Source organism: Staphylococcus devriesei (assembly GCF_002902625.1).
Taxonomy (GTDB): Bacteria; Bacillota; Bacilli; order Staphylococcales; family Staphylococcaceae; genus Staphylococcus; species Staphylococcus devriesei.
Genome location: NZ_PPRG01000024.1, coordinates 1 through 25,412 on the forward strand (window position 1 = coordinate 1; position 25,412 = coordinate 25,412).

Sequence of the window (25,412 nt, forward strand, 5' to 3'; positions counted from 1 at the left end):
TATACTTTCTTTGTTCTTCAGTTAAGAAGAAGAAATAATAAATTAAATAAATAATAATAGCTATAATAATTAAGGTGAAAATAGTTTTAGCAAATGACATTAAAAACATATTCAGATTTAATAATAAACCAATGGCTGCTATAGCTAAAACAAAATAAAATATTACATTTTTCAAATTTGAAACTCCTAATTTACGAACTACTAGACATGTTTATCTGTGATAATTTAGTACGTCCTTGATTTAACTTATTCTTATTATTATTTTCATATCCATTTTTGATATCCTTAAATGCTGATTGAATATCTTTATTAATTTGTCGGATATTTTTATCTTCTTTTTTATTATTGTCACTCATCTCATTAGTTGAAATAGAACCTTTATACTTACTATATGCATCGTCAATATCGTTCGAGATAGTATTGAGCTTTTCTAAATTTTGCTCTTTGTCCTCTTTCTTTTTCTTACTTAAATCAATTTGATTATAATTACCAATAATTTTAACAATATCTTGATAATATTGTGATGATGCTTCTAAAAACCTAGCTTGCTTTTTATTATCAACAGTTTTAGATACATTCTTCTTATCTTGATTTAAAGCCTCAACTTGAGATTTTTGGTTACTAATATCTTGATTTAGTTGCTGTATATCTAACTTCAAATTATGATTCTCATCTCTTAATTTAGTAGTTTTTTCTTCTAAAGGGCCTAAATTTTGTGACCCACAACCAACCAATAAACAAGAGGCTCCTAAAATGGCTATTAATTTTTTCATGTAAATCTCCCTAAATCAAAATCTCTTTATTTCTAAAATAAGTATGCTATTATTTTAAAGTAAATAGGGAAAATGTACAAATGTTATACTAGGAGTGATTTTTATGGATAAATTAACTAAAGTTCGCGAAATACTTAAACAGCAAAATCTTGATGCGATTGTAATTTTATCAGATTACAATAGAAGATATCTTTCAGGTTTTACGGGAACTAGTGGCGCTTTAGTAATTACATCGACTCAAAACCAACTAATTACTGATTTCCGTTATATTGAGCAAGCAACAAATCAAGCTACTAATTTTGAAATAGTTAATAGAAGCGAGGGTTTAATTGACGAAATTAAATCGATTATTACTAAGCTTAATTTACAACGTGTTGGGTTTGAAGGTCATTTAATAAGTTATGATACATATCAATCTCTTAATAAAACATCTGCAACTCTCATTAGTATTGGCGAAGTAATTGAAGAGATTAGACAAATTAAATCTCCTGAAGAAATTGAGAAAATTAAATATGCTGCTAAAATAGTGGACGATACATACAACTATATCTTAGAAGTGGCAAAAGCCGGTATGACTGAAAAAGAATTGAAAGCACTACTTGAAAGTAAAATGCTGCATTTAGGTGCTGAAGGTCCTTCATTTGACACGATAGTAGCTTCAGGCTACAGAGGCGCGCTCCCTCATGGAGTAGCAAGTGATAAAGTTATTGAGCAAGGCGATATGATTACATTAGACTTTGGGGCTTATTATGAGGGATATTGTTCTGATATTACTAGAACCTTCGCTATAGGTGAACCTGATCCTAAAATGAAAGAAATATATAATATTGTTCTTGAGTCTCAAATTAAAGCAATTAATGAAATTAAGCCAGGGATGACTGTTCAAGAAGCTGATGCTTTATCTAGAGATTATATTGACGCTCATGGGTATTGTCAAGAATTTGGACATTCATTAGGCCATGGTATTGGATTGGATATTCACGAAGGGCCTTTATTATCTAAAAATGCTAAAGGTACAATTCAAGTAAATAACTGTGTTACTATTGAACCAGGTATTTATGTCGATGGTCTTGGTGGCGTGCGTATCGAAGACGACATATTAATTACTGAAAATGGTTGTGAAGTCTTTACTAAATGCACGAAAGACCTTATTATTTTAAAGTAAGCGTATAATTGAGGAGGAAACTGAATGATTTCGGTTAATGATTTTAAAACAGGTTTAACTATTTCTGTAGATAATGGTATTTGGAAAGTTATTGATTTCCAACACGTAAAACCAGGTAAAGGTTCTGCTTTCGTACGTTCTAAATTACGTAACCTTAGAACTGGCGCTATTCAAGAAAAAACTTTCAGAGCTGGTGAAAAAGTAGAACAAGCAATGATCGAAAATCGCCGTATGCAATATTTATATGTGGATGGTGATAACCATGTATTTATGGATAATGAAACATTTGATCAAACTGAATTATCAGCTGATTATTTAAAAGACGAATTAAAATATTTAAAAGCAAATATGGAAGTTCAAATTCAGTCTTATGAAGGTGAAACAATCGGCGTTGAATTACCAAAAACTGTGGAGTTAGAAGTAACTGAAACCGAACCAGGAATTAAAGGTGATACAGCTACTGGTGCTACTAAATCAGCTACAGTTGAAACAGGATACACTTTAAACGTCCCTTTATTTATCAACGAAGGCGATGTCTTAGTTATCAATACTAGCGATGGTAGTTACATCTCAAGAGTGTAATTACAAATTTAATATAAGTTAACAAGAAGTTATCGTAATATTATTCTTGTATCTAATGCTAAATTATACAGCCAGGAACATTAATGTCCTTGGCTGTTTTTTTATATTAATTTACTAGTAACACACTTAATAATAGAATATGCTTTACCAATAATAGTACAATATAGTAATAAGCTAAACTCTATCACATCCAAAATGGGACATGCTTGAATTGGTTGTTCCAGTCAAGTAAAATAGATTGGTAGATGAAAACTAAGTCAAGGAGTCAGTAACTTATGAATTTTAAAGAAGTAAAAGAATTAATCGAAATTCTTGATCAATCGAGTTTAACTGAAATTAATATTGAAGATAACAAAGGTAGTGTAATTAACTTAAAGAAACAAAAAGAAACTGAAATAATTACACCACAATATACACAACAAGCACCTATGATGGCGCCTCAAGCAGCGCCAATGACTCAAGGTCCTAGCAATAATGAATCTATGGCATCATCAAGTGTTGGTAGTGAATCTAATGATGATACAAATTATCAAACAATCAATGCACCTATGGTCGGTACTTTCTATAAATCACCATCACCAGAAGAAGACGCTTATGTTCAAGTTGGTGATAAAGTAACTAGTGATTCAACTGTATGTATTTTAGAAGCAATGAAATTATTTAATGAAATCCAAGCAGAAGTTTCTGGAGAAATCGTAGAAATCTTAGTAGAAGACGGGCAAATGGTAGAGTATGGCCAACCGTTATTCAAGGTGAAATAATGAAAAAGATATTAATAGCTAATCGTGGAGAAATTGCAGTTAGAATTATCAGAGCTTGTCACGATTTAGGTATCCAAACAGTAGCTATTTATTCTGAGGGGGATAAAGACGCATTACATACTCAAATTGCTGATGAAGCATATTGCGTTGGTCCTACCCAGTCTAAAGATTCATACTTAAATATTCCGAATATATTATCTATTGCAACCTCAACAGGCTGTGTTGGAGTCCATCCAGGCTATGGATTTTTAGCTGAAAATGGCGATTTTGCTGAACTATGTGAAGCATGTCAATTAAAATTTATCGGTCCAAGTTATGAGTCTATCCAAAAAATGGGTATAAAAGATGTTGCCAAAGCTGAAATGATAGCTGCTAACGTTCCCGTTGTCCCAGGTAGTGACGGTTTAGTTAAATCAATTGCAGATGCTAAAAAGATAGCTTCAGAAATAGGCTATCCTGTTATTATTAAAGCTACTGCTGGTGGCGGTGGTAAAGGGATTCGAGTAGCTCGCACTGAGAAAGAACTTGAAAATGGCTACCGCATGACTCAACAAGAGGCTGAAACTGCTTTTGGTAATGGCGGATTATATCTTGAGAAGTTCATCGAAAACTTCCGTCATATTGAAATCCAAATTATTGGAGATCAATTTGGTAATGTAATTCATCTAGGAGAAAGAGATTGTACAATTCAACGACGCATGCAAAAGTTAGTTGAAGAATCTCCTTCACCAATTCTGTCTGAGACTAAACGTCAAGAAATGGGTAATGCAGCAGTAAGAGCTGCAAAAGCCGTTAACTATGAAAACGCCGGAACAATTGAATTTATTTACGATTTAAATGAAGATAACTTTTATTTCATGGAAATGAATACGCGTATTCAAGTAGAACATCCTGTAACTGAAATGGTAACAGGAATCGATTTAGTTAAATTACAATTAAAAGTAGCAATGGGTGAAGCTCTACCATACACACAAGAGGATATAACAATCAATGGTCATGCAATTGAATATAGAATTAATGCTGAAAATCCATACAAAAACTTCATGCCTTCTCCAGGTAAGATAACTCAATACTTAGCACCAGGTGGGTATGGAGTAAGAATCGAATCAGCATGTTATACCAATTACACGATACCACCATATTATGATTCAATGGTTGCAAAACTTATTGTACATGAACCAACTCGAGATGAAGCAATTATGACAGGAATTAGAGCTTTAAGTGAGTATTTAATTTTAGGCATTGATACTACAATACCTTTCCATCTCAAATTAATGAATAACGATATATTCAGAAGTGGTTCATTTAATACTAATTTCTTAGAAAAATATAATATTATGGATGATAGTGAGTAGGAGGTTAAATCATATGGTAAACGTAGCAGATTATTCATCTTCTAATTTAGGTAAAATTGAAATTGCACCTGAGGTTATTCAAGTCATTGCGAGTATAGCTGTCTCTGAGATAGAAGGAGTAACAGGTCATTTTTCCGAATTGAAAAATAGTAATCTCGAAAAGATAAGTCGTAAAAACCTTAATAAAAATTTAAAAATTGAGGCTAAAGAAGATGGTATTCAAATAGATGTATACTGTTCGATTAAACATGGAATTAACATATTTAAATTTGCTAGTAAAACACAGTCTTCAATTTTCAACTCAATTAAAACTATGACTGCTATAGAGCCTAAAGAGATTAACATTCATATCATGCATATTACTGCAGAATAAAATAAAGAAACATTAAATTAAGGAGTTATTTATGAGTCGTAAAGAATCGAGAAAACAAGCGTTTCAAACATTATTTCAGTTAGAAATGAAAAATACTGACTTAACGATTAACGAAGCAATTAACTTTATCAAAGATGACTATCCAGACTTAGATTTAAAATTTATAGAGTGGTTAGTTACTGGCGTGAAAGACCATGAACCGGTTTTAGATAAAACTATTGAACCTAAATTAAAAGATTGGTCTCTTCAACGTTTATTAAAAACAGACCGTATTATTTTAAGAATGGCAACATTCGAACTACTTCATAGTGACACGCCTCCAAAAGTAATTATCAATGAAGCTGTTGAACTAACTAAACAATTTAGCGATGATGACCACTATAAATTTATCAATGGTGTTTTAAGTAATATAAACTAATAATATTGAGTGATAATCATGTCAGAGTACTTAAGCATAACAACTTTAACTAAATATATTAAATATAAATTTGACCAAGATCCTCATTTACAGTCCGTGCTACTTAAAGGAGAACTCTCTAACTTTAAAAGACATTCTAGTGGACACTTATACTTTAATGTAAAGGATAACGATAGTGTTATTAGTGCAATGATGTTTAAAGGGAGTGCTTCTAAACTCACTTTTGATCCTAAAGAAGGTGATGAAGTTCTACTTGAGGCACGGGTTTCTGTCTACAAACGTAGAGGTAATTACCAAATTTATGTTAATAAAATGGAATTAGATGGGATAGGTAACCTTTATCAAAAATTAGAACAGCTAAAGCACAAACTATCTAAACAAGGCTATTTTAATAAGGAAGATAAAAAGGCAATTCCTAAATTCCCTAAAAAAATAGCTATATTAACAGCTAGCACTGGGGCTGCAATTAGAGATATTCAATCTACAATTGAAAGTAGATATCCTTTAGTTGAAAAGATTCCATTAAGTACTTTAGTACAAGGAACGCAAGCTAAAAAAGATATCATCGAAAAAATTGAATATGCTGATACATTAGACGTAGATACTATTATCGTAGGACGCGGTGGTGGTTCAATTGAAGATTTGTGGAATTTTAATGAAGAAGACTTAGTAAAAGCAATTTATAATTGTAATACACCAATCATCTCCGCAGTTGGACATGAAACAGATTTCACACTAAGCGATTTTGTTGCGGATGTAAGGGCCGCAACGCCTACGCAAGCTGCTGTTATTGCAACACCAGATCAATATGAGTTAATGCAACAAATTAAACAGTATCAATTCTCATTAACTAAATTTATTAAACAATTTATCGAGAAAAAACAACAACATTTAAATTATCTTTCTTCATACTATAAATTTAAGCAACCATCATTACTATACGATCAACAAATTCAAAGAAGAGATGATTTAGAGAAACAATTAAAGCAATTACTAACATCGAAGATTGAAAATAAAAGAAATGAAATTAAATTACTACGCAATTATTTTAATTTGAAAAAGCTCAACCAATCAATTATCCAAAACCAACAGCATTTAAATAATTATCGTAATCGATTAATTAATACGACCAATAAAAACATCCAAAATAATCACAATAAATTAAAGAATAAAATAGAGCAACTCGATAATTTAAGTCCCACAAATACAATGTTGAGGGGTTATTCAATCATCAACAAAAAGGACAACGTCATTACGAGTACTCATGATTTAGCGGAAAATGATGAAATTACATTATCTATGAAAGATGGTAGTGTTGAGGCCATTGTTAAGAAAGTAAGGTGTGAAGATGAGTAAAGAACAACAAAGCTTTGAAGAAATGATGCAAGAATTAGAAAATATAGTTCAAAAATTAGATAATGAAACAGTTTCTCTTGAAGAGTCACTAGACTTATATCAACGTGGTATGAAATTATCAGCAGCATGTGATTCAACTTTAAAAGATGCTGAAAACAAAGTAAATCAATTGATCAAAGACGAAACCGAGGTTGAAGATGATGAAGAAGTCAATGAATGATTTGATTGAAAATATAAATAATGATCTTAACGGTATTATTGGGCCATCACCTTTAAAAACTAATTTAGAAGAGAGCATGCAATATTCTTTAAATGCAGGTGGTAAAAGAATACGTCCTTTACTCATACTACTAACACTAGATGTTTTAAATGCAGATTATAACAAAGGACGTCAAACTGCGCTTGCGCTTGAAATGATTCACACTTATTCACTTATCCATGATGATTTACCAGCTATGGATAACGATGATTACAGACGCGGTAAACTTACCAATCATAAAGTTTATGGTGAATGGAAAGCCATCTTAGCTGGAGATGCATTATTGACTAAAGCTTTTGAATTAATCGCTAATGATGACCTACTAAATCCTGAGGTTAAAGTGAAAATCATTTCTAGATTAGCACATGATAGTGGTCATTTGGGAATGGTCGGTGGACAAACGCTTGATATGGAAAGTGAAGATTCGCCAATAGATATAGCAACATTAGAACAAATTCACAAAGCGAAAACTGGTGCGTTATTAAAATTCGCCATCCTAAGTGCTGCTGAGATAGCTGAAGTTGATCAAGTCACTTTCGATGCACTTGAAGCATATAGTGAACATCTCGGCTTGATGTTTCAGATTAAAGATGATTTACTCGATATTTATGGCGATGAAGCGAAATTAGGTAAAAAAGTTGGAAGCGACTTAGAAAACGATAAAAGTACTTATGTATCTTTATTAGGCAAAGCGGGCGCCGAAGAAAAATTAGAATATCATAAAAATAGTGCCATTCAATTAATTAATCAATTGTCTTCTAATTATGATATTGCGCCTTTACTAGATATTGTAAATCTGTTTTATAATAGAGATCACTAAACAATTTAAATAACTTCTCCCTTCAAAGTAGATAGTAAGTTTTCAACAACTTTGAAGGGTTTTATTTTTAAAATAAATTTTGTTAATTATTTTTAAAGCACTAACCTTTTTCATAAGTATTTATAATTTTATACATTATACAAATAGATTATTCATCAATTTAATATATTAAACTAATACAACATCAAGACAAGATGCACGTCATATCAGCTTTTAACACAAATCAACTTTAGTAGTAGTTCATATATAGTTGTGTTAAAATTAATGTATAAATATTCGAAACCAGGAGTGTTCATAATGGCAAAAAAATCAGTGAGACATATAAAAATTAGAGAAATCATCTCAAGTGAGCAGATAGAAACCCAAGATGAACTTGTTAAACGTCTAAATGAATACGACCTTAACGTTACTCAAGCTACTGTTTCACGAGACATTAAAGAATTGCAATTAATCAAAGTTCCAGCACCTTCAGGTCAGTATGTTTATAGTCTTCCTAATGATCGCAAGTATCATCCATTAGAAAAGCTTGGAAGATACTTGATGGATTCATTTGTAAATATCGAAGGAACAGACAATCTATTAGTATTAAAAACATTACCAGGCAACGCGCAATCTATAGGTGCAATACTTGATCAAATTGATTGGGAGGAAGTACTTGGAACGATTTGTGGCGATGATACTTGTCTTTTGATATGTAGAGATAAAGAAGCAAGTAATACAATTAAAACTAGAATTTTCAATTTATTATAAGGATGCGATGTTTCCATGTTACAAACCTTATCAATAAAACAATTTGCAATCATCGATGAATTAGAAATTCATTTTTCAGATGGGTTAACCGTATTAAGTGGGGAAACCGGTTCTGGGAAATCTATTATCATAGATGCAATCGGTCAATTGATTGGCGTGCGTGCTTCATCAGACTATGTTAGACATGGCGAAAAGAAAGCAGTTATCGAAGGTATTTTTGATATTGATAATAGTAAGGATGCTATTAATGTACTTCATAATCTTGATATTGATATCGATGAAGATTTCTTATTAGTTAAACGAGAAATTTTTAGCTCTGGGAAAAGTATTTGCAGATTAAATAATCAAATCGTTACACTTCAAGATTTGCGTAAAGTTATGCAAGAACTTCTAGATATTCATGGACAACATGAAACTCAGACATTATTAAAACAAAAATATCACCTAAAATTGTTAGATGATTACGCTGAAGAAAAATATTTAAACACTAAAGAGAAATATCAACATATTTTCAATGAATATAAAAATAAAAAACAAGAATTAGAAGAGCTTGAGTCAGCTGACCAAGCATTACTTCAGCGTCTAGATTTAATGAAATTCCAATATGAAGAATTAATAGAAGCTTCTCTCAAAGAGGGTGAAGCTAAACAATTAGAAGTAGATATCCGTAGAATTCAAAATTCTGAAAAGTTAAGCTTAGCTCTAAATAATGCGCATCTTACTTTAACAGATGAACATGCAATAACTGATAGATTATACGAATTGAGTAATCATCTACAATCAATTGATGAAATTCTACCTGATAAATTTACTAAATTAAAAGAAGACATAGACCAGTTTTATTACACGCTTGAAGATGCAAAACACGAATTGTATGATGAAATGTCTAATACCGAGTTTGACGAGCAAACATTGAACGAGTTAGAGTCTAGAATGAATTTACTCAATAACTTAAAACGTAAATATGGTAAAGATATTTCCGAATTAATCACTTATCAAGATAAATTAAAAAATGAAATTGCTAAAATTGAAAATTATGAAGAAAGCACGTCACAACTAAGAGATGAAATCGCTCAACTTTATAAACAAGTGATGTCGCAAGGCAAAAAGCTCTCTGATGAGCGTCGGAAAGTAGCACTTGTTTTGAGAGACCATATAGTAGCGGAAATCCAAAACTTACAAATGAAAGACGCAAATCTTGAAATTTCATTCCAACCTTTAGAGACTCCTACAATTAATGGTATAGAATTTGTAGAATTTTTAATTAGTCCTAATAAAGGCGAACCACTTAAAAGTCTTAACAAAATTGCTTCAGGCGGTGAACTGTCTCGAATTATGCTCGCCCTTAAAAGCATATTCGTCCAATCACGTGGTCAAACTGCTATTTTATTCGACGAAGTGGATTCAGGAGTTTCAGGTCAAGCTGCTCAGAAGATGGCAGAAAAAATGCGCGATATAGCTGAATATATTCAAGTTATTTGTATTTCTCACTTGCCTCAAGTTGCTTCAATGAGTGATCATCATTTATTAATTAGTAAAGCTTCGACTGACGACCGTACAACAACTCAAGTTAAAGAACTTGAAGATGACGATAAAGTTGATGAAATTGCCCGAATGATTTCGGGCGCAAGCGTAACAGAGTTAACACGTGAAAATGCCAAAGAAATGATAGCGCAAAATTATCGCAATAAGTAATACACTATTAATAACATAAGTAACCAGGCTCAGTTTATGAATTTATTAATAAAACTTTTTGATGTAAAATAAATAAGTATGAATTATATTAGTAGGTTGGGTTATCATCAAGAGCTTGATTAGTATTAAAAGATGATGTCCTAACCTAAAACTAAGTTTAGAGTAGTTAGGAGTAAGCATATGTCTGAAAAGCAATATGACTTAGTTGTATTAGGTGGAGGAACAGCGGGGTATGTAGCCGCTATTCGAGCCTCACAATTAGGTAAAAAAGTTGCCATAGTTGAAAAATCATTGTTAGGTGGAACTTGCTTACACAAGGGTTGTATCCCGACTAAGGCATTATTAAAATCTGCAGAAGTGACACGTACGGTACGTCATTCATCTGATTTTGGAGTAAACCTCAACGACTTTACAATAGATTTTTCTAAAATGATGGAGCGTAAATCTGAAATTGTTAACCAAATGTATCAAGGGGTTAATAGTCTTATGCAGAAGAATCATATTGATGTATATAATGGCACGGGTCGTATTATGGGTACTTCAATATTTTCACCTCAAAGCGGAACAATATCGGTAGAATATAGTGATGGAGACTCTGATTTATTATCTAATCAATATGTACTTATTGCTACTGGTTCCGTCCCTAAAAGTTTGCCAATTTTAGAATTTGATCATAACCAAATTATTTCTAGCACTGATTTACTAGAAATGTCGGAATTACCATCAAGTATTGCGATTATAGGTGGCGGTGTAATAGGATTAGAATTTGCTTCTTTACTTATTGATTTAGGAAAAGAAGTTACAGTTATAGAAGCAGGAAATCGTATCTTACCAACTGAGAGTACTCAAATATCTAAGTTCTTAAAAGAAAAATTAGAAGCTAGAGGGGTACAATTTTTTGAAAATTGTCAATTAATCGAGGATGCTTACGAAATTGAGAGTAACTATGTTTCTATAACAGTAGGCGAGAGAAAAATTAATGTCGAAAAAGTTTTAGTTGCAATTGGACGTACTCCTAATACAGATGATATTGGATTAAATAATACTGAAATTAAAACAGATACTGCTGGATACATATTAGTTAATGACTATCAGCAAACTGAAGATAAACATATTTATGCTGCCGGCGATTGTATTGGAAAATTACAACTAGCACATGTGGCATCAAAAGAAAGTGTCATAGCAGTTGAACATATGTTTAATGAAGCACCGGTTTCTCTTGATTATAATACAATGCCTAAGTGCGTATATACATATCCGGAAATAGCTTCGATAGGTCTCAATATTGATAAAGCTAAAGAAGCAGGACTGAATGTGAAAGCACATAAAGTTCCTTTCAACGCTAATGGAAAAGCTGTTATTGAAGATAACTCTACACAACGTGGATTTTGCGAAGTAGTTACCAATCAAGATAATGGTGATATTATAGGGATAAGTATGATTGGTCCTCACGTTACTGAACTTATCAATGAAGTAGCACTTTTACAATTTATGAACGGTTCAGCTTTAGAATTAGGTCTTACTACGCATGCTCATCCATCAATATCAGAAGTATTAATGGAATTAGGATTAAAAATAGAAAATAGAGCAATTCATGTTTAATAGGGAGGAAGTTATAGGATGATTGATTATAAATCTGTCGGCCTTACAGAAGAAGACCTTAAAGAAATTTATAAATGGATGGATTTAGGAAGAAAAGTCGACGAACGCTTATGGTTACTTAACAGAGCTGGAAAAATCCCCTTTGTTGTAAGTGGACAAGGACAAGAAGCAACTCAGATTGGAATGGCTTACGCAATGAAAGAAGGAGATATTTCATCTCCATACTATAGAGATTTAGCTTTTGTAACTTATATGGGTATTTCACCATATGATACAATGCTTGCTTCATTCGGTAAGAAAGATGATATCAATTCGGGCGGTAAACAAATGCCATCCCATTTTAGTCATCGTGAAAAAGGAATCTTATCACAAAGCTCTCCTGTGTCAACTCAAATACCACACTCAGTCGGTGCTGCTTTAGCTTTAAAAATGGATAAAAAATCTAATATAGCTACAGCTACAGTAGGCGAAGGTAGTTCTAACCAAGGTGATTTCCACGAGGGTTTAAACTTTGCGGGCGTACATAAATTACCATTTGTATGTGTCATTATTAATAATAAATATGCTATCTCTGTACCAGATTCACTGCAATATGCTGCAGAAAAATTATCTGATAGAGCAATTGGTTATGGCATCCATGGAGAAACTGTCGATGGAAATGATCCAATCGCTATGTATAAAGCAATGAAAGAAGCGCGCGACAGAGCACTTAATGGCGAAGGCGCTACTTTAATTGAAGCCGTTACTAGTCGTATGACACCTCACTCTTCTGATGATGATGATACATATCGTACTAAAGAAGAACGTGAATCATTAAAAGCTTTAGATTGTAATTTAAAGTTCAAAGATTATTTACTTGAACAAGGAATTATTGATGAAGCATGGCTATCAAACCTTGAAGAAACACATAAAGAAATTATTAATAAAGCCACTAAGGATGCTGAACAAGCTGAATATCCATCTGTAGATGAAGCGTATACCTATGTATATGACCCTGAAGGAGGTATAAACAATGACTAAAATGAGCTATATTGAAGCTATTCAACAAGCACAAGACTTAGCTATGGAGAACAATCCTAATACCTTCATTTTAGGAGAAGATGTAGGACGCAAAGGTGGCGTATTTGGTGCCACTCGTGGTTTACAAGAAAAATATGGAGTTGAACGCGTTATCGATACGCCACTTGCTGAATCTAATATCGTAGGTACTGCTATTGGCGCAGCAATGTTGGGTAAACGTCCAATTGCCGAAATTCAATTTGCTGATTTTATTTTACCTGCAGTAAACCAAATTATTAGTGAAGCAGCCAAAATGCGTTACCGTTCAAATAACGATTGGCAATGTCCAATTACGATTCGTGCACCATTTGGTGGCGGTGTCCATGGTGGGTTATACCACTCACAAAGCATTGAAAGCATCTTCGCTTCAACACCTGGATTAACTATTGTTATTCCTTCAACACCATATGATGCTAAAGGCTTATTACTTTCTTCTGTTGAATCTAATGATCCGGTACTCTTCTTCGAACATAAAAAAGCTTATCGTTTTCTAAAAGAAGAAGTCCCTACCGACTATTATACTGTTCCTTTAGGAAAAGCTGACGTTAAACGTGAAGGTGACGATATTACTGTATTTACATATGGTTTATGTGTGAACTATTGTTTACAAGCTGCTGACATCCTAGCTGCTGATGGCGTTAGTGTAGAAGTCGTAGATCTAAGAACCGTTTATCCGTTAGATAAACAAACTATCATTGAACGTGCTAAACGTAATGGTAAAATTTTATTAGTTACTGAAGATAATTTAGAAGGTAGTATCATGTCTGAAGTATCTGCAATTATTGCTGAAAACTGCTTATTTGAACTTGATGCACCGATTATGAGATTAGCTGGTGCCGATGTCCCATCAATGCCATTTTCTCCTAACCTTGAAAATGAGCTCATGATGAATCCAGAAAAAATCTTAACTAAAATGCGAGAACTTGCACAATTTTAAGGAGGCAATACAATGGACGTAAAAATGCCTAAACTAGGTGAAAGCGTACATGAAGGAACTATAGAACAATGGCTTGTATCTGTAGGCGATCATGTTGATGAATACGAGCCTTTATGTGAGGTAGTAACTGATAAAGTTACCGCCGAGGTACCTTCAACCGTATCAGGTACCATTACTAAACTTTTAGTTAATGAAGGTGAAACAGTTCAAGTTAATCATATCATTTGTAAGATTGAAACTACTAACTCAACTAATTTATCAAATGATGATAATGATACAGGTTCAAATCAAAGCGAAGTCAATTTAAGTGGCGATGATAATTTAGCACTTGAAGATAACGATATTTCTAATGACAATGGTGACAATAAGGATGAAATAAATCAACCTCAACGACAAACACTGGGTTCATCTCAAGTTAATAACGGAAGATTTTCGCCCGTAGTCTTTAAAATTGCCTCAGAAAATAATGTTGATTTATCGTTAGTACCTGGTACCGGGTTTGAAGGTCGTGTAACTAAAAAAGATATAGAAGCTTATGTAAGTTCTGGACAACAATCTACGTCTTTAAATACACAAGATCAATCAACACAACATAGTAGTCAAACAGCTATTAGCCAAGATATACCATCTACTCCTTCAAGTAATAAAGCATCAAGTGCATCAAATTATTCTGGTAAAACTATACCAGTTAATGGTGTACGTAAAGCAATTGCGCAAAACATGGTAACAAGCGCTACAGAAATTCCACATGGCTGGATGATGGTAGAAGTAGATGCGACTAATTTAGTAAAAACAAGAAATTATTATAAAGATGCTTTTAAAGAAAATGAAGGTTACAATTTAACATTCTTTGCATTCTTTATAAAAGCTGTTGCCGAAGCGCTTAAAGCTAATCCATTACTAAATAGTACTTGGGATAATAATGAAATTATCTTACACAAAGATATTAATATTTCTATTGCCGTTGCTGATGAGGATAAATTATATGTTCCTGTAATTAAGCATGCAGATGAAAAATCGATAAAAGGAATAGCTCGAGAAATTAATGACCTTGCTCGTAAAGCGCGTAATAAGAAACTTACGCAAGAGGACATGACTGGTGGCACATTCACGGTTAATAATACAGGTACGTTTGGTTCAGTATCATCGATGGGTATTATTAACCATCCTCAAGCAGCCATTTTACAAGTAGAATCTATTGTAAAAAGACCTGTAGTTATCGATGATATGATTGCGATTAGACATATGGTTAACTTGTGTATCTCAATTGACCACCGTATTCTTGATGGCGTACAAACAGGACGCTTTATGGCACAAGTGAAAAAACGTATCGAGCAATATGCCATCGAAACAGCTAACATCTATTAATTTACCTGTAAATTAACTAGACAAGCTATTTGAACAATGACTGCCAAATTAGTAGAATAGCATTATATAACAATTGATTGAAAGGTGATTCTAATGGATTTGAACTTTGATTTATATATGAACGGTGTTGTTGAGCAAGCTCGTAATGAAATTGAATCTGCGGGATATGAGCAATTAACAAGTGCTGAAGAAGTAGATAAAGTATTACAACAAGAGGGCACTTCTCTAGTAATGGTTAACTCAGTATGTGGTTGTGCTGGCGGTATCGCTCGTCCAGCAGCAAGTCATGCTTTGCATTATGATAAATTACCAGATAGATTAGTTACTGTTTTTGCTGGTCAAGATAAAGAAGCAACACAACAAGCTAGAGATTATTTTGAAGGTTATGCACCTTCAAGCCCCTCATTTGCACTTATTAAAGATAGAAAAATCACAGAAATGATTGAACGTCATCAAATCGAAGGTCACGATGTAATGGATGTTATTAATCAATTACAAGGCCTATTCGATAAATATTGCGAAGAAAGATAAGAGGAACTTACCAATGTTAAAGTTAAATCCCTATAAAATTGGGTTTAGAACACTTAAGACTGCGGTAGGTATCACTCTCGGTGTTATTTTAGCAAAATGGATGGGACTCGATAATTATGCATCGAGTGCTGTCCTTATCGTTTTATGTATCAAACACACTAAAATGCATTCTGTACAAGCAATTGTATCTCGTTTTGTATCATGTCTTTTAATATTATTGTTTGGCTCCCTTGTGTTTAGTTTACTAGGTCAAAATGCCTTAGTTTTAGGTTTGATTGTTTTATTATTTATACCTATAACAGTAATGTTGAAAGTCCAAGAAGGGGTAGTTACAAGTTGCGTTATATTACTCCATGTATTCAACGCTAGTGCGATTAATCTTCACCTCATTATTAATGAAATATTACTTTTAAGTGTAGGGTTAGGAATTGCGTTTATCATGAATTTGATTATGCCTAGCTTCGATAAAACATTAGGCAATTTGAAGAAAGAAATTGAAACAGGCTTTAAAGAGATTTTTAAATCGTATAGTCATGCATGCACAAATTATCATAATGATTTAACAGTGTCTTTTGAAAAACTGCAATTAGATATTCGTAAAGCAAAATCAATTGCCTTCAAAGATGTAAAAAATCATTTTGTACGTAATGAAAATTCATATTATCATTATTTTGACATGAGACAGGAGCAATTAGAACTTTTACGTAGAATTCAACCACTTATTCATCAAATAACCGTAGATGATCCGTTAATCAGTGATATTTCAAATTTAATGGCTGAGATAGGTAACAACGTAAACAGTAATGATTATACTGCGTTAAGATTACATTCACTCTATGAGATACGTCTGACACTAGATGAATTGCCTTTACCTAGCTCTCATCAATCTTTAAGATCACGCGCAAGTATGATGCAAATATTAAATGAGTTAGAAGAATACCTAAATATTAAATCACACTTTGGTTCTTTAAAGTTACATAGTGAAATATAGTAATGATAAGTTTTAAGTGTATTTATAGAGATTAAGCAATGTTTTGTTGCTTAATCTCTTTTTTATTTTTATATGTATAAATTAAGCAATTTTTATTGATTTATCTCATTTTTAAATCTGTTTAGAAAAACAGACATTAAATTAAAAAAATATAAGCTTTAGTAGTCTCAATACATTTTACAATAAAAAGGTTGATTATTTTATAAAAAAGCTATATAGTTATGCTAAATATATTAGCGAGGTGTTAAAATGCATAAGAAATTTTATTTAAAAGCACTTAGTTTAACTTTAATGAGCAGTATGTTATTTAGTACTCAGTTTAGCGCTCATGCCGCTGAGCGTAACAACAGTAATGGCAATATCAATAACGCTACTATTGATAGTAAAAAATTTGTTAAGCTTGATCACGGTATTCTTCATAAGGATGGAACTTATATTCCACCAAATGTATACCCTCATTATGATATTTTACAAATAGATGAACCTATAAACGTTAACGATGCAACTGATGTCAATAAAAGCTCCTATAAAACTAATCATAATGCTAATAAAGGTGTTTCAAATAGCAATAATGCCTCTAATAAAGTTAATTATACTAGTAATAATAAAGCCGTACCTAATAACAATAATATCACTAATACAACTAACTATAATAAACTTAACAGTAACAATGCTATGAATAATGACAATAGTTCAAATCATTATCAAGCTAAAGCTAACACTCAACCTAAAGCTTCAACTCATAGTGCGAGTGTGTTACCTAACACTGGTGTAACTCAAAGTAATCCACTAATCAATGTCATAGCATTTTCTTCAATACTTATTGGCTTATTCCTAGTTTATAGAAACCGTATTAAACCATAAAATTAAATTAATTCATTTCAAAAACGACTAACTCCCTCTATTCAATAAAGAGGGGGTTAGTCGTTAATTTTTCATTTAAAAAGCGTATATAAAACACGATTATGGTAAAGCTTAGTTATGTTTAAATTCGAACGCTTTATATTATTAATGCATAAGAGGTACTAAACTTGTAAGTAATAATGCCGCTACAATTGCAACTAACATAACAATAATGATGATTCTTAAAACTTTATTGTTCAATCTATAACGCTCCTTACTATTAAGCACAGATAAAGCTTAACTTATTCGATTTAATTACATATAAAAATACTTTAAATGATTTTTATACAAATAGCAATCAATTTAGTTTTGATATGGTGAAAAATTAGTTAGAATAGAATTTATATAAGAAAGGGGTTATTACTAATGGTTAACAGTCAACGATTACTTGATACATTTTTAGAATTAGTCCAAATTAATTCTGAAACTGGACACGAAGAAGTCATTCAACCCATTTTAAAAAATAAATTTGAACAGCTTGGTTTAAATGTAGTTGAAGATAATGCTTCTGAGAAAGAATGGTTAGGAGCAAACAATCTTATATGTACGTTACCAAGCACAAGTGAAGATAATAGCATTCCTAGTATTTATTTCACAAGTCATATGGATACGGTCGTGCCTGGAATCAATGTAAAGCCACATGTAAGCGATGATGGTTATATTTATTCAGACGGAACTACCGTGCTTGGCTCAGATGATAAAGCGGGCTTAGCAGCCATTACTGAAACGATTGAATACTTACAAGAGCATAATCTGCCTCATGGTCAAATCCAATTTATCATAACAGTAGGAGAGGAATCCGGACTGAAAGGTGCTAAAGAATTAGATAGCACCGCACTCGATGCTCAGTTCGGCTATGCAGTGGATGCAAGCCAGCCTGTAGGTACAACTGTCGTGGGAGCGCCTACACAGATGTCTATTCATACTACTATAACTGGTAAAACAGCTCATGCAAGCACGCCAGACAAAGGTGTGAGTGCTATTAATATTGCTGCTAAAGCAATAAGTAAAATGAAATTAGGTAGAATCGATGAGTACACTACCGCAAATATAGGCAAATTTCATGGTGGTTCTGCTACTAATATTGTTGCTGATGAAGTTGTTTTAGAAGCTGAAGCACGTTCTCACAACGATGAAAGCATCAATCAACAAGTTACTCATATGAAAGATATATTTGAATCAACGGCTAAAGAATTAGGTGGAGAAGCTCATATTCGTATTGAAAAGAGCTATCCTGGATTTAAGATTGAAGATAATGCTGAAGTGACTCAATATGCGATAAATAGTGCAAAAGAACTTGGTCTAACAGGAGATACTGTCATTGCTGGCGGTGGTTCAGACGGAAGTATCATTAATACATTCGGTATACCGACCGTTATACTTGGGGTTGGTTATGAAAATATCCACACAACATCAGAACGAATTTCAGTACAATCTTTAAATCAATTAGCTCAACAATTGATTAAAATAATCGAATTAGTCTCTAAATAACGATTGAGTTTAGTGAAGTAATTCTTGTTTTTATGATACAATACTATTGAAAAATTGAATGAGAGAGGTAAGTAATATGACTCAACAAATAGGTGTAGTAGGTTTAGCTGTAATGGGTAAAAACCTAGCTTGGAATATTGAATCACGCGGTTACAGTGTATCTGTTTATAACCGTTCAAGCGAAAAAACAGACATAATGGTTAAAGAATCAGAAGGTAAACAAATCCATCCGACATATTCTTTAGAAGAGTTTGTGAATTCACTTGAAAAACCACGTAAAATTTTATTAATGGTTAAAGCTGGTCCTGCTACAGATGCAACAATTGAAAGTTTATTACCTTTATTAGATGACGATGACATTTTAATCGACGGTGGTAATACAAATTATCAAGATACAATTCGTCGTAATAAAGCATTAGCGCAAAGTGGCGTTAACTTTATCGGTATGGGTGTATCTGGTGGAGAAATCGGTGCGCTTACTGGTCCATCATTAATGCCAGGCGGACAAGAAGAAGCTTATAATAAAGTCAGCGATATCTTAGACGCTATCGCAGCCAAAGCTAAAGATGGTGCATCTTGTGTTGAATATATTGGACCAAACGGTGCCGGTCACTATGTGAAAATGGTACACAATGGTATTGAATACGCTGATATGCAATTAATCGCAGAAAGCTATGCTATGATGAAAGATTTATTAGGTATGTCACACGAAGAAATTTCAAAAACTTTCAAAGAATGGAACGCTGGCGAACTTGAAAGCTACTTAATTGAAATTACTGGCGATATTTTCACTAAACTAGATGAAGATAATGACGCTCTAGTTGAAAAAATTCTTGATACTGCTGGCCAAAAAGGTACAGGTAAATGGACTTCAATCAACGCATTAGAATTAGGTATTCCTTTAACTATCATTACTGAATCTGTATTTGCTCGTTTTATTTCATCAATTAAAGAAGAACGAGTAAATGCTTCAAAAGAATTAAATGGACCTAACGCTAAATTTGAAGGTAATAAAGAAGAATTTTTAGAAAAAATTCGTAAAGCATTATATATGAGTAAAATTTGTTCATATGCACAAGGTTTCGCTCAAATGCGTAAAGCAAGTGAAGAAAATGAATGGAACCTTAAATTAGGCGATTTAGCTATGATTTGGCGTGAAGGTTGTATTATTCGTGCACAATTCTTACAAAAAATTAAAGATGCTTATGATAATAATGCTGAATTACAAAACTTATTATTAGATCCTTACTTCAAAGATATCGTTACAGACTATCAAGACGCTTTAAGAGATGTCGTAGCTACAGGCGTACGTAATGGTGTACCAACACCTGGTTTCTCTGCAAGTGTTAACTATTATGATAGCTATCGCTCTGAGAACTTACCTGCTAACTTAATTCAAGCACAACGTGATTACTTTGGTGCGCACACTTATCAACGTAAAGATAAAGAGGGCGTCTTCCATACACAATGGGTTGAAGAAGACTAAGAGTTTTATAATCTTAGTTTAATACTAATATTTAAAATGGTTGATTTTGTCGTTGACAATTTCAGCCATTTTTTTATAAATTTTTATTTGTTTATTTAGTTATTTTTATTAATTAATTGACTTATATTTCTTAAATTATTACGATATGAGTATACTCATATATGAAATCGCTTACTTATATTCCGATTAACTAGTCAAAATATCAAGTTAATGTGTTCGCCTAGCAATTTCATTTTTAAAAAAATAGAAATACATATCAAAATGTGTGCAAAAATAAAGGAGATTAAATGATGACTAAAAATTGGTGGAAAGAAGCCGTAGCTTATCAAGTTTATCCTAGAAGCTTTAATGATAGCAATAATGATGGAATCGGGGATTTACCTGGTATTATAGAAAAATTAGATTATTTAAAAGATTTAGGAATTGATGTAATTTGGTTAAGCCCAATGTATCAATCACCAAATGATGACAATGGATATGATATCAGTGACTATCAAGCTATCATGGATGAATTTGGAACGATGGAAGATTTCAATCTTCTATTGGAAAAGGTTCATGACAAAGGGATGAAATTAATTCTAGATTTAGTAGTAAACCATACATCAGACGAACATCCATGGTTTATTGAATCAAAATCGAGTAAGGACAATCCTAAACGTGACTGGTATATTTGGGCAGACCCTAAACCAGATGGCTCAGAACCGAACAATTGGGAGAGTATCTTTAACGGTTCTACTTGGCAATTTGACGAAGTAACTAATCAATACTATTTCCACCTCTTTAGTAAAAAGCAGCCGGATTTAAATTGGAATAATCCAGAAGTACGTGAAGCTGTCTTTAATATGATGAATTGGTGGTTTGAAAAAGGTATCGACGGATTCAGAGTCGATGCGATTACTCATATCAAGAAGACCTTTGAAGCTGGGGACTTACCGGTTCCTGAAGGTAAAAGATATGCTCCAGCGTTTGATGTAGATATGAATCAACCTGGTATCCAAGAGTGGCTACAAGAAATGAAAGAGGAATCTTTAAGTCATTACGACATCATGACGGTTGGTGAAGCTAACGGTGTAAATCCAGATAATGCTGAAGAATGGGTCGGCGAAGATAAAGGGAAATTTAATATGATTTTCCAATTCGAGCATCTAGGCTTATGGAGTACAGGTGATTCACAATTTGATGTAAAAGCTTATAAAAAAGTATTGAATCGTTGGCAAAAGACATTAGAAGGTGTAGGTTGGAATGCATTATTTATTGAAAACCATGACCAACCACGTCGAGTTTCAACATGGGGTAATGACAAAGATTACTGGTTTGAATCTGCTACAAGTCACGCCGTAGTTTATTTCTTACAACAAGGCACACCATTTATTTACCAAGGACAAGAAATTGGTATGACAAATTATCCATTTGAAAGTATTGAAACATTTAATGATGTTGCTGTTAAAAATGAATATCAAATCGTCAAGGAGCAAGGTGGCGATGTTAATCAATTATTGGATAAATATAAGATGGAAAATCGTGATAACTCACGTACACCTATGCAGTGGGATAATTCAGAGAATGGTGGCTTTACAAAGGGCAAACCTTGGTTTCCAGTTAATCCAAATTATAAGTCAATTAATGTTGAAAATCAGTTACAAGATGACAATTCAGTATTAAATTTCTATAAAGATTTAATTCAATTGAAAAAATCAAATGATATTTATACGTATGGACAATTTGATTTAGTAGATGCTGATAATGACAAAGTGTTCGCTTATACACGTCAACTTAATGGTCAAACAGTAATAGTAGTCGGAAATCTTACTAGTGACAATGCTACATTAGAGTTACCATTTGATTTAAACAAAGATGGTATTAAACTTCATAATTATCATACTGATATTGACCTTAAAGCGCTTAAACCATACGAAGCTTTCGTAGCAACTATTTAAGATTTTTTAATTTAAATGTACCTGAAACTAACATAGCATTGATAAAAATAGAAGCGTAGAGGTGATTCAATCATGAATCATCTCTACGCTATTATTATAGGATTTATGTCCCAACCTCTTACATTTTAGTGTTTAATTGTTAGTCTCTTCAAATTTTTAAATTAATTAATCTAAATCTTCATAGTCATCTTGTTCAATAGGTAGCCATAACTGAATTTTAGTGAACGGGTCCTCAAATGAGATATCAAAAGGATAAATTTCGACATACAAGCTATCTCTTTCATAAGGTAAAGTAAGTTGTAAACTTGATTCAATGTAATACCAGGCTTCATTCACAGCGTAATCAATTTCACCTTGCAAATTGAATTTCGCATAATGACGGCCAGGTAATAATCTACTTTCTAAATGAGAAGGGTAACGATCGCTCGGAACGCCTATAAATATTTCTACACCTTCATCTAAAGGACAAGTAATTACAAATAACTCAAAAGGGCTTATATTATTATATCTTTTTAAATCTTTAATTTTACCATCAAGAAATAAATCTTCTAAAAAGTCAGGAACTTTATACGGATTAGACAAGTCATTTCCTTCAATAAATCGAACGTAGCCTACAAGTGCGATATCGTCTGTTGTGTCTAATCTATATGGATAAGGTGCACGTTCAGTTGTAGTTAATTTTATATATAGACGTTCTTGTAATTTTAATTCATCTTTTTTAGTAGATGCTTGTATAGGTGAGATACCGTGAAAATCACTAAAGTCATTCGCAAAGTCATTTGAACTCACATAATTATATTTTTTTGCCACATCTACAAGTCTCGAAGAACTTTGTATCATCTCTTTTGCTGCTACTGTCATTTTTCTAGCATGAGCATAGCTCTCAGGTGATTGCCCTACAATCATTTTAAATGATTGATCCAGATGGTAAGGAGAAAGACCAACGTAATCACTTAACTCTTGCAAATTAAAAGGCTCTAATAAACGGTCTTCGATAAATACGATTGCCTGTTGTATCTGCTTGATAACGTTCAAAACTTTCACTCCAATAAATTTACAATCATTAACTCATATTTTACCTTATTTTTAGAAAATATACATCTTAACGTGTGCTATAACTTTAATTTTTTTTAAAAGTAAATAAAAAAGGGGAGATAGCGCTTCAAATAAGCTATCTTCCCTATGCTTTAACTCATTCAATTGTAAAGTTTACATTAAGTTTATTGAATATCGTCCCACCAGTGATTACCATCTCTACTTAATAATAAATCACTTTCTAATGGGCCGTTTGTACCTGATTCATAGTTAGGGAAATTAGGTTCATTCATTGTCCATTCCTCTTGAATGACATCAACAAATTTCCATGTTGATTTTAATTCTTCCCAATGAGTAAAGTTAGTAGCATCACCTTTTAGACAATCAAAGAGTAAGTTTTCATAAGCATCTACTGTGTTCATCTTATCTTGAGCCCCCATAGCGTAAGATAATTGAACTGGTTCAGTATCAATACCTTGAATGTTCTTTTTAGCATTTAAATGAAGTGACAATCCTTCATTAGGTTGAATATTAATAACTAAGAGATTAGAATCAAGAAGTTTATCCGTTTGATAGTAAAGGTTTAATGGAACTTCTTTAAATTCAACAACGACTTGGATAGTTTTAGATTTCATACGTTTACCAGTTCGAATATAAAATGGAACGCCTGCCCAACGGAAGTTATCAATTGTTAAGCGTCCAGATACAAATGTAGGTGTATTTGAGTCTTCTGCTACACGATCTTCATCGCGGTATGCTTTTACTTTAATATCATTTATATGACCTTCATCATATTGGCCACGGACAAAGTTTTGACGCACTTCTTCTGGTTTTAGTTGTCTTAATGATTTAAGAACTTTAACTTTCTCAGCACGGATATCTTCACTCTTAAGACTTATAGGCGCTTCCATAGCTAATAACGCTACCATTTGAAGCATATGATTTTGAACCATATCTTTTAATGCGCCACTGGATTCGTAGTATCCACCACGATCTTCTACACCTAGAACTTCAGACGAAGTTACTTGAATATTAGAGATGTATTTATTGTTCCATAACGGTTCGAACATCGCATTCGCAAAGCGAAGTACCTCAATATTTTGAACCATATCTTTGCCTAAGTAATGGTCAATTCTATAGATTTCTTCTTCTTTAAATGATTGACGTAGTTGACTATTTAGTTGTTCAGCTGATTTCAAATCACTACCGAATGGTTTCTCGATGACTAATCGTTTAAACCCGTTTGTTTCAGTAAGGCCAGATGATTTTAAATAATCAGAAATAACACCAAAGAATTGAGGAGCCATCGCTAAATAGAATAGGCGATTACCTTTTAATTGGTATTTACTATCCAGTTCATTAGAAAAATCTAAGAGTGCATGATAGCTTTGTTCATCGCTAACATCATGTTTAAAATAATAAACATGTTCCATAAATTCATCTATTTGATCAGTATCTTTCACATGTGTTGCTATAGATTCTTTAACTTGTTCACGAAAGACTTCATTTGTGTAATCTCGACGTCCAATTCCAATAATCGCAATATGCTCATCTAAATTGTCTTGTTGGAATAAATGAAAAAGAGATGGAAATAATTTTCTATGACTTAAATCTCCAGTTGCCCCGAAGATAGTAATTAAACACGGGATATGTTTAGTATGTTTACTCAAGATCAAAACCTCAATTCTTTAATTGCTATGATTAATTTATTATAAGATAAATTGACACCGCTTCATACAATTTTGCCTAAAATATATATATATAT

Annotated in this window: 26 protein-coding genes; 21 read left to right on the top strand and 5 right to left on the bottom strand. The window is 32.6% G+C overall.

All coding sequences use genetic code 11. The annotated features are described in order from the left end of the window. Positions 1-175 (bottom strand): SA1362 family protein (locus tag CD147_RS12440; RefSeq protein ID WP_169926896.1); only part of this gene is annotated, 175 nt, incomplete at its 3' end. Between the two features lie 16 nt (positions 176-191). Then, the gene (locus tag CD147_RS03915; RefSeq protein ID WP_103166139.1) at positions 192-773 is read right to left on the bottom strand and encodes a putative periplasmic lipoprotein; all 582 of its coding nucleotides are present in this window, start codon (positions 771-773) and stop codon (positions 192-194) included. Between the two features lie 103 nt (positions 774-876). Here CD147_RS03915 and CD147_RS03920 point away from each other — a divergent pair, with 103 nt between their 5' ends. From CD147_RS03920 to CD147_RS04005, 18 genes are all read left to right on the top strand, one after another. Then, positions 877-1,938: a M24 family metallopeptidase gene (locus CD147_RS03920; RefSeq protein ID WP_103166140.1), complete on the top strand. Its 1,062-nt coding sequence runs from the start codon at positions 877-879 to the stop codon at positions 1,936-1,938. Positions 1,939-1,962: 24 nt separating this feature from the next. Then, the gene (efp, locus tag CD147_RS03925; RefSeq protein WP_103166141.1) at positions 1,963-2,520 is read left to right on the top strand and encodes an elongation factor P; all 558 of its coding nucleotides are present in this window, start codon (positions 1,963-1,965) and stop codon (positions 2,518-2,520) included. A 275-nt stretch (positions 2,521-2,795) separates the two neighbouring features. Beyond that, positions 2,796-3,281 carry an acetyl-CoA carboxylase biotin carboxyl carrier protein gene (accB, locus tag CD147_RS03930; protein WP_103166142.1) on the top strand — a complete coding sequence of 162 codons (486 nt, stop codon included), beginning with the start codon at positions 2,796-2,798 and terminating at the stop codon, positions 3,279-3,281. Then, positions 3,281-4,636, top strand: a complete 1,356-nt coding sequence (gene accC / locus CD147_RS03935; RefSeq protein WP_103166143.1) for an acetyl-CoA carboxylase biotin carboxylase subunit — start codon at positions 3,281-3,283, stop codon at positions 4,634-4,636. Before accB ends, accC begins: the two co-directional genes overlap by 1 nt. Before the next feature lie 13 nt (positions 4,637-4,649). Next, entirely contained in the window at positions 4,650-5,009 is a 360-nt protein-coding gene (locus CD147_RS03940) for an Asp23/Gls24 family envelope stress response protein (RefSeq protein WP_103166144.1), read from the top strand. Positions 5,010-5,040: 31 nt separating this feature from the next. Further along, the gene (gene nusB / locus CD147_RS03945; protein ID WP_103166145.1) at positions 5,041-5,427 is read left to right on the top strand and encodes a transcription antitermination factor NusB; all 387 of its coding nucleotides are present in this window, start codon (positions 5,041-5,043) and stop codon (positions 5,425-5,427) included. 18 nt (positions 5,428-5,445) lie between these two features. Beyond that, a complete protein-coding gene (xseA, locus tag CD147_RS03950; RefSeq protein WP_103166146.1) occupies positions 5,446-6,783 on the top strand; it encodes an exodeoxyribonuclease VII large subunit in 1,338 nt (445 codons plus the stop codon). After that, on the top strand, positions 6,776-7,003 hold the full coding sequence (locus CD147_RS03955; protein ID WP_103166147.1) for an exodeoxyribonuclease VII small subunit: 228 nt from the start codon (positions 6,776-6,778) through the stop codon (positions 7,001-7,003). The genes xseA and CD147_RS03955 overlap by 8 nt, the downstream gene beginning before the upstream one ends. Beyond that, complete coding sequence (locus CD147_RS03960; RefSeq protein ID WP_103166148.1) at positions 6,981-7,862, top strand: polyprenyl synthetase family protein; 882 nt, start codon at positions 6,981-6,983, stop codon at positions 7,860-7,862. The genes CD147_RS03955 and CD147_RS03960 overlap by 23 nt, the downstream gene beginning before the upstream one ends. A gap of 297 nt (positions 7,863-8,159) precedes the next feature. After that, positions 8,160-8,612, top strand: coding sequence for a transcriptional regulator AhrC/ArgR (gene ahrC, locus CD147_RS03965; RefSeq protein WP_103166149.1), 453 nt, complete (start codon positions 8,160-8,162; stop codon positions 8,610-8,612). 15 nt (positions 8,613-8,627) lie between these two features. Beyond that, positions 8,628-10,307 carry a DNA repair protein RecN gene (recN, locus tag CD147_RS03970; RefSeq protein WP_103166150.1) on the top strand — a complete coding sequence of 560 codons (1,680 nt, stop codon included), beginning with the start codon at positions 8,628-8,630 and terminating at the stop codon, positions 10,305-10,307. Between the two features lie 180 nt (positions 10,308-10,487). Continuing rightward, positions 10,488-11,909: a dihydrolipoyl dehydrogenase gene (gene lpdA, locus CD147_RS03975; protein WP_103166151.1), complete on the top strand. Its 1,422-nt coding sequence runs from the start codon at positions 10,488-10,490 to the stop codon at positions 11,907-11,909. A gap of 18 nt (positions 11,910-11,927) precedes the next feature. After that, positions 11,928-12,929 carry a thiamine pyrophosphate-dependent dehydrogenase E1 component subunit alpha gene (locus tag CD147_RS03980; RefSeq protein ID WP_103166152.1) on the top strand — a complete coding sequence of 334 codons (1,002 nt, stop codon included), beginning with the start codon at positions 11,928-11,930 and terminating at the stop codon, positions 12,927-12,929. Further along, entirely contained in the window at positions 12,922-13,905 is a 984-nt protein-coding gene (locus CD147_RS03985) for an alpha-ketoacid dehydrogenase subunit beta (protein WP_103166153.1), read from the top strand. The genes CD147_RS03980 and CD147_RS03985 overlap by 8 nt, the downstream gene beginning before the upstream one ends. A 12-nt stretch (positions 13,906-13,917) precedes the next feature. Then, positions 13,918-15,273, top strand: a complete 1,356-nt coding sequence (locus CD147_RS03990; RefSeq protein ID WP_103166154.1) for a dihydrolipoamide acetyltransferase family protein — start codon at positions 13,918-13,920, stop codon at positions 15,271-15,273. A gap of 93 nt (positions 15,274-15,366) precedes the next feature. Continuing rightward, positions 15,367-15,804, top strand: a complete 438-nt coding sequence (gene brxB, locus CD147_RS03995; RefSeq protein ID WP_103166155.1) for a bacilliredoxin BrxB — start codon at positions 15,367-15,369, stop codon at positions 15,802-15,804. Positions 15,805-15,817: 13 nt separating this feature from the next. Continuing rightward, complete coding sequence (locus tag CD147_RS04000; RefSeq protein WP_103166156.1) at positions 15,818-16,795, top strand: aromatic acid exporter family protein; 978 nt, start codon at positions 15,818-15,820, stop codon at positions 16,793-16,795. Between the two features lie 249 nt (positions 16,796-17,044). Then, the gene (locus tag CD147_RS04005) at positions 17,045-17,659 is read left to right on the top strand and encodes an LPXTG cell wall anchor domain-containing protein (RefSeq protein WP_103166157.1); all 615 of its coding nucleotides are present in this window, start codon (positions 17,045-17,047) and stop codon (positions 17,657-17,659) included. 144 nt (positions 17,660-17,803) lie between these two features. Here the strand turns inward: CD147_RS04005 and prli42 are convergent, their stop codons facing one another. After that, complete coding sequence (prli42, locus tag CD147_RS12055; RefSeq protein ID WP_157947855.1) at positions 17,804-17,899, bottom strand: stressosome-associated protein Prli42; 96 nt, start codon at positions 17,897-17,899, stop codon at positions 17,804-17,806. A gap of 165 nt (positions 17,900-18,064) precedes the next feature. Between prli42 and CD147_RS04010 the strand changes: the two genes are divergently transcribed. The 3 genes from CD147_RS04010 (at position 18,065) to CD147_RS04020 (ending at position 22,612) form a co-directional block, all read left to right on the top strand. Beyond that, a complete protein-coding gene (locus CD147_RS04010) occupies positions 18,065-19,189 on the top strand; it encodes a M20/M25/M40 family metallo-hydrolase (RefSeq protein ID WP_103166158.1) in 1,125 nt (374 codons plus the stop codon). A gap of 76 nt (positions 19,190-19,265) precedes the next feature. After that, positions 19,266-20,675 (top strand): NADP-dependent phosphogluconate dehydrogenase, encoded by a 1,410-nt coding sequence (gene gndA, locus CD147_RS04015; RefSeq protein ID WP_103166159.1) that lies wholly within the window; start codon positions 19,266-19,268, stop codon positions 20,673-20,675. Between the two features lie 290 nt (positions 20,676-20,965). Beyond that, positions 20,966-22,612: a glycoside hydrolase family 13 protein gene (locus tag CD147_RS04020; RefSeq protein ID WP_103166160.1), complete on the top strand. Its 1,647-nt coding sequence runs from the start codon at positions 20,966-20,968 to the stop codon at positions 22,610-22,612. A 165-nt stretch (positions 22,613-22,777) separates the two neighbouring features. Here CD147_RS04020 and CD147_RS04025 read toward each other — a convergent pair whose 3' ends face one another. After that, the gene (locus CD147_RS04025) at positions 22,778-23,647 is read right to left on the bottom strand and encodes an AraC family transcriptional regulator (RefSeq protein WP_103166161.1); all 870 of its coding nucleotides are present in this window, start codon (positions 23,645-23,647) and stop codon (positions 22,778-22,780) included. Positions 23,648-23,832: 185 nt separating this feature from the next. Continuing rightward, positions 23,833-25,317, bottom strand: a complete 1,485-nt coding sequence (zwf, locus tag CD147_RS04030; RefSeq protein ID WP_103166162.1) for a glucose-6-phosphate dehydrogenase — start codon at positions 25,315-25,317, stop codon at positions 23,833-23,835. Positions 25,318-25,412 lie beyond the last annotated feature (95 nt).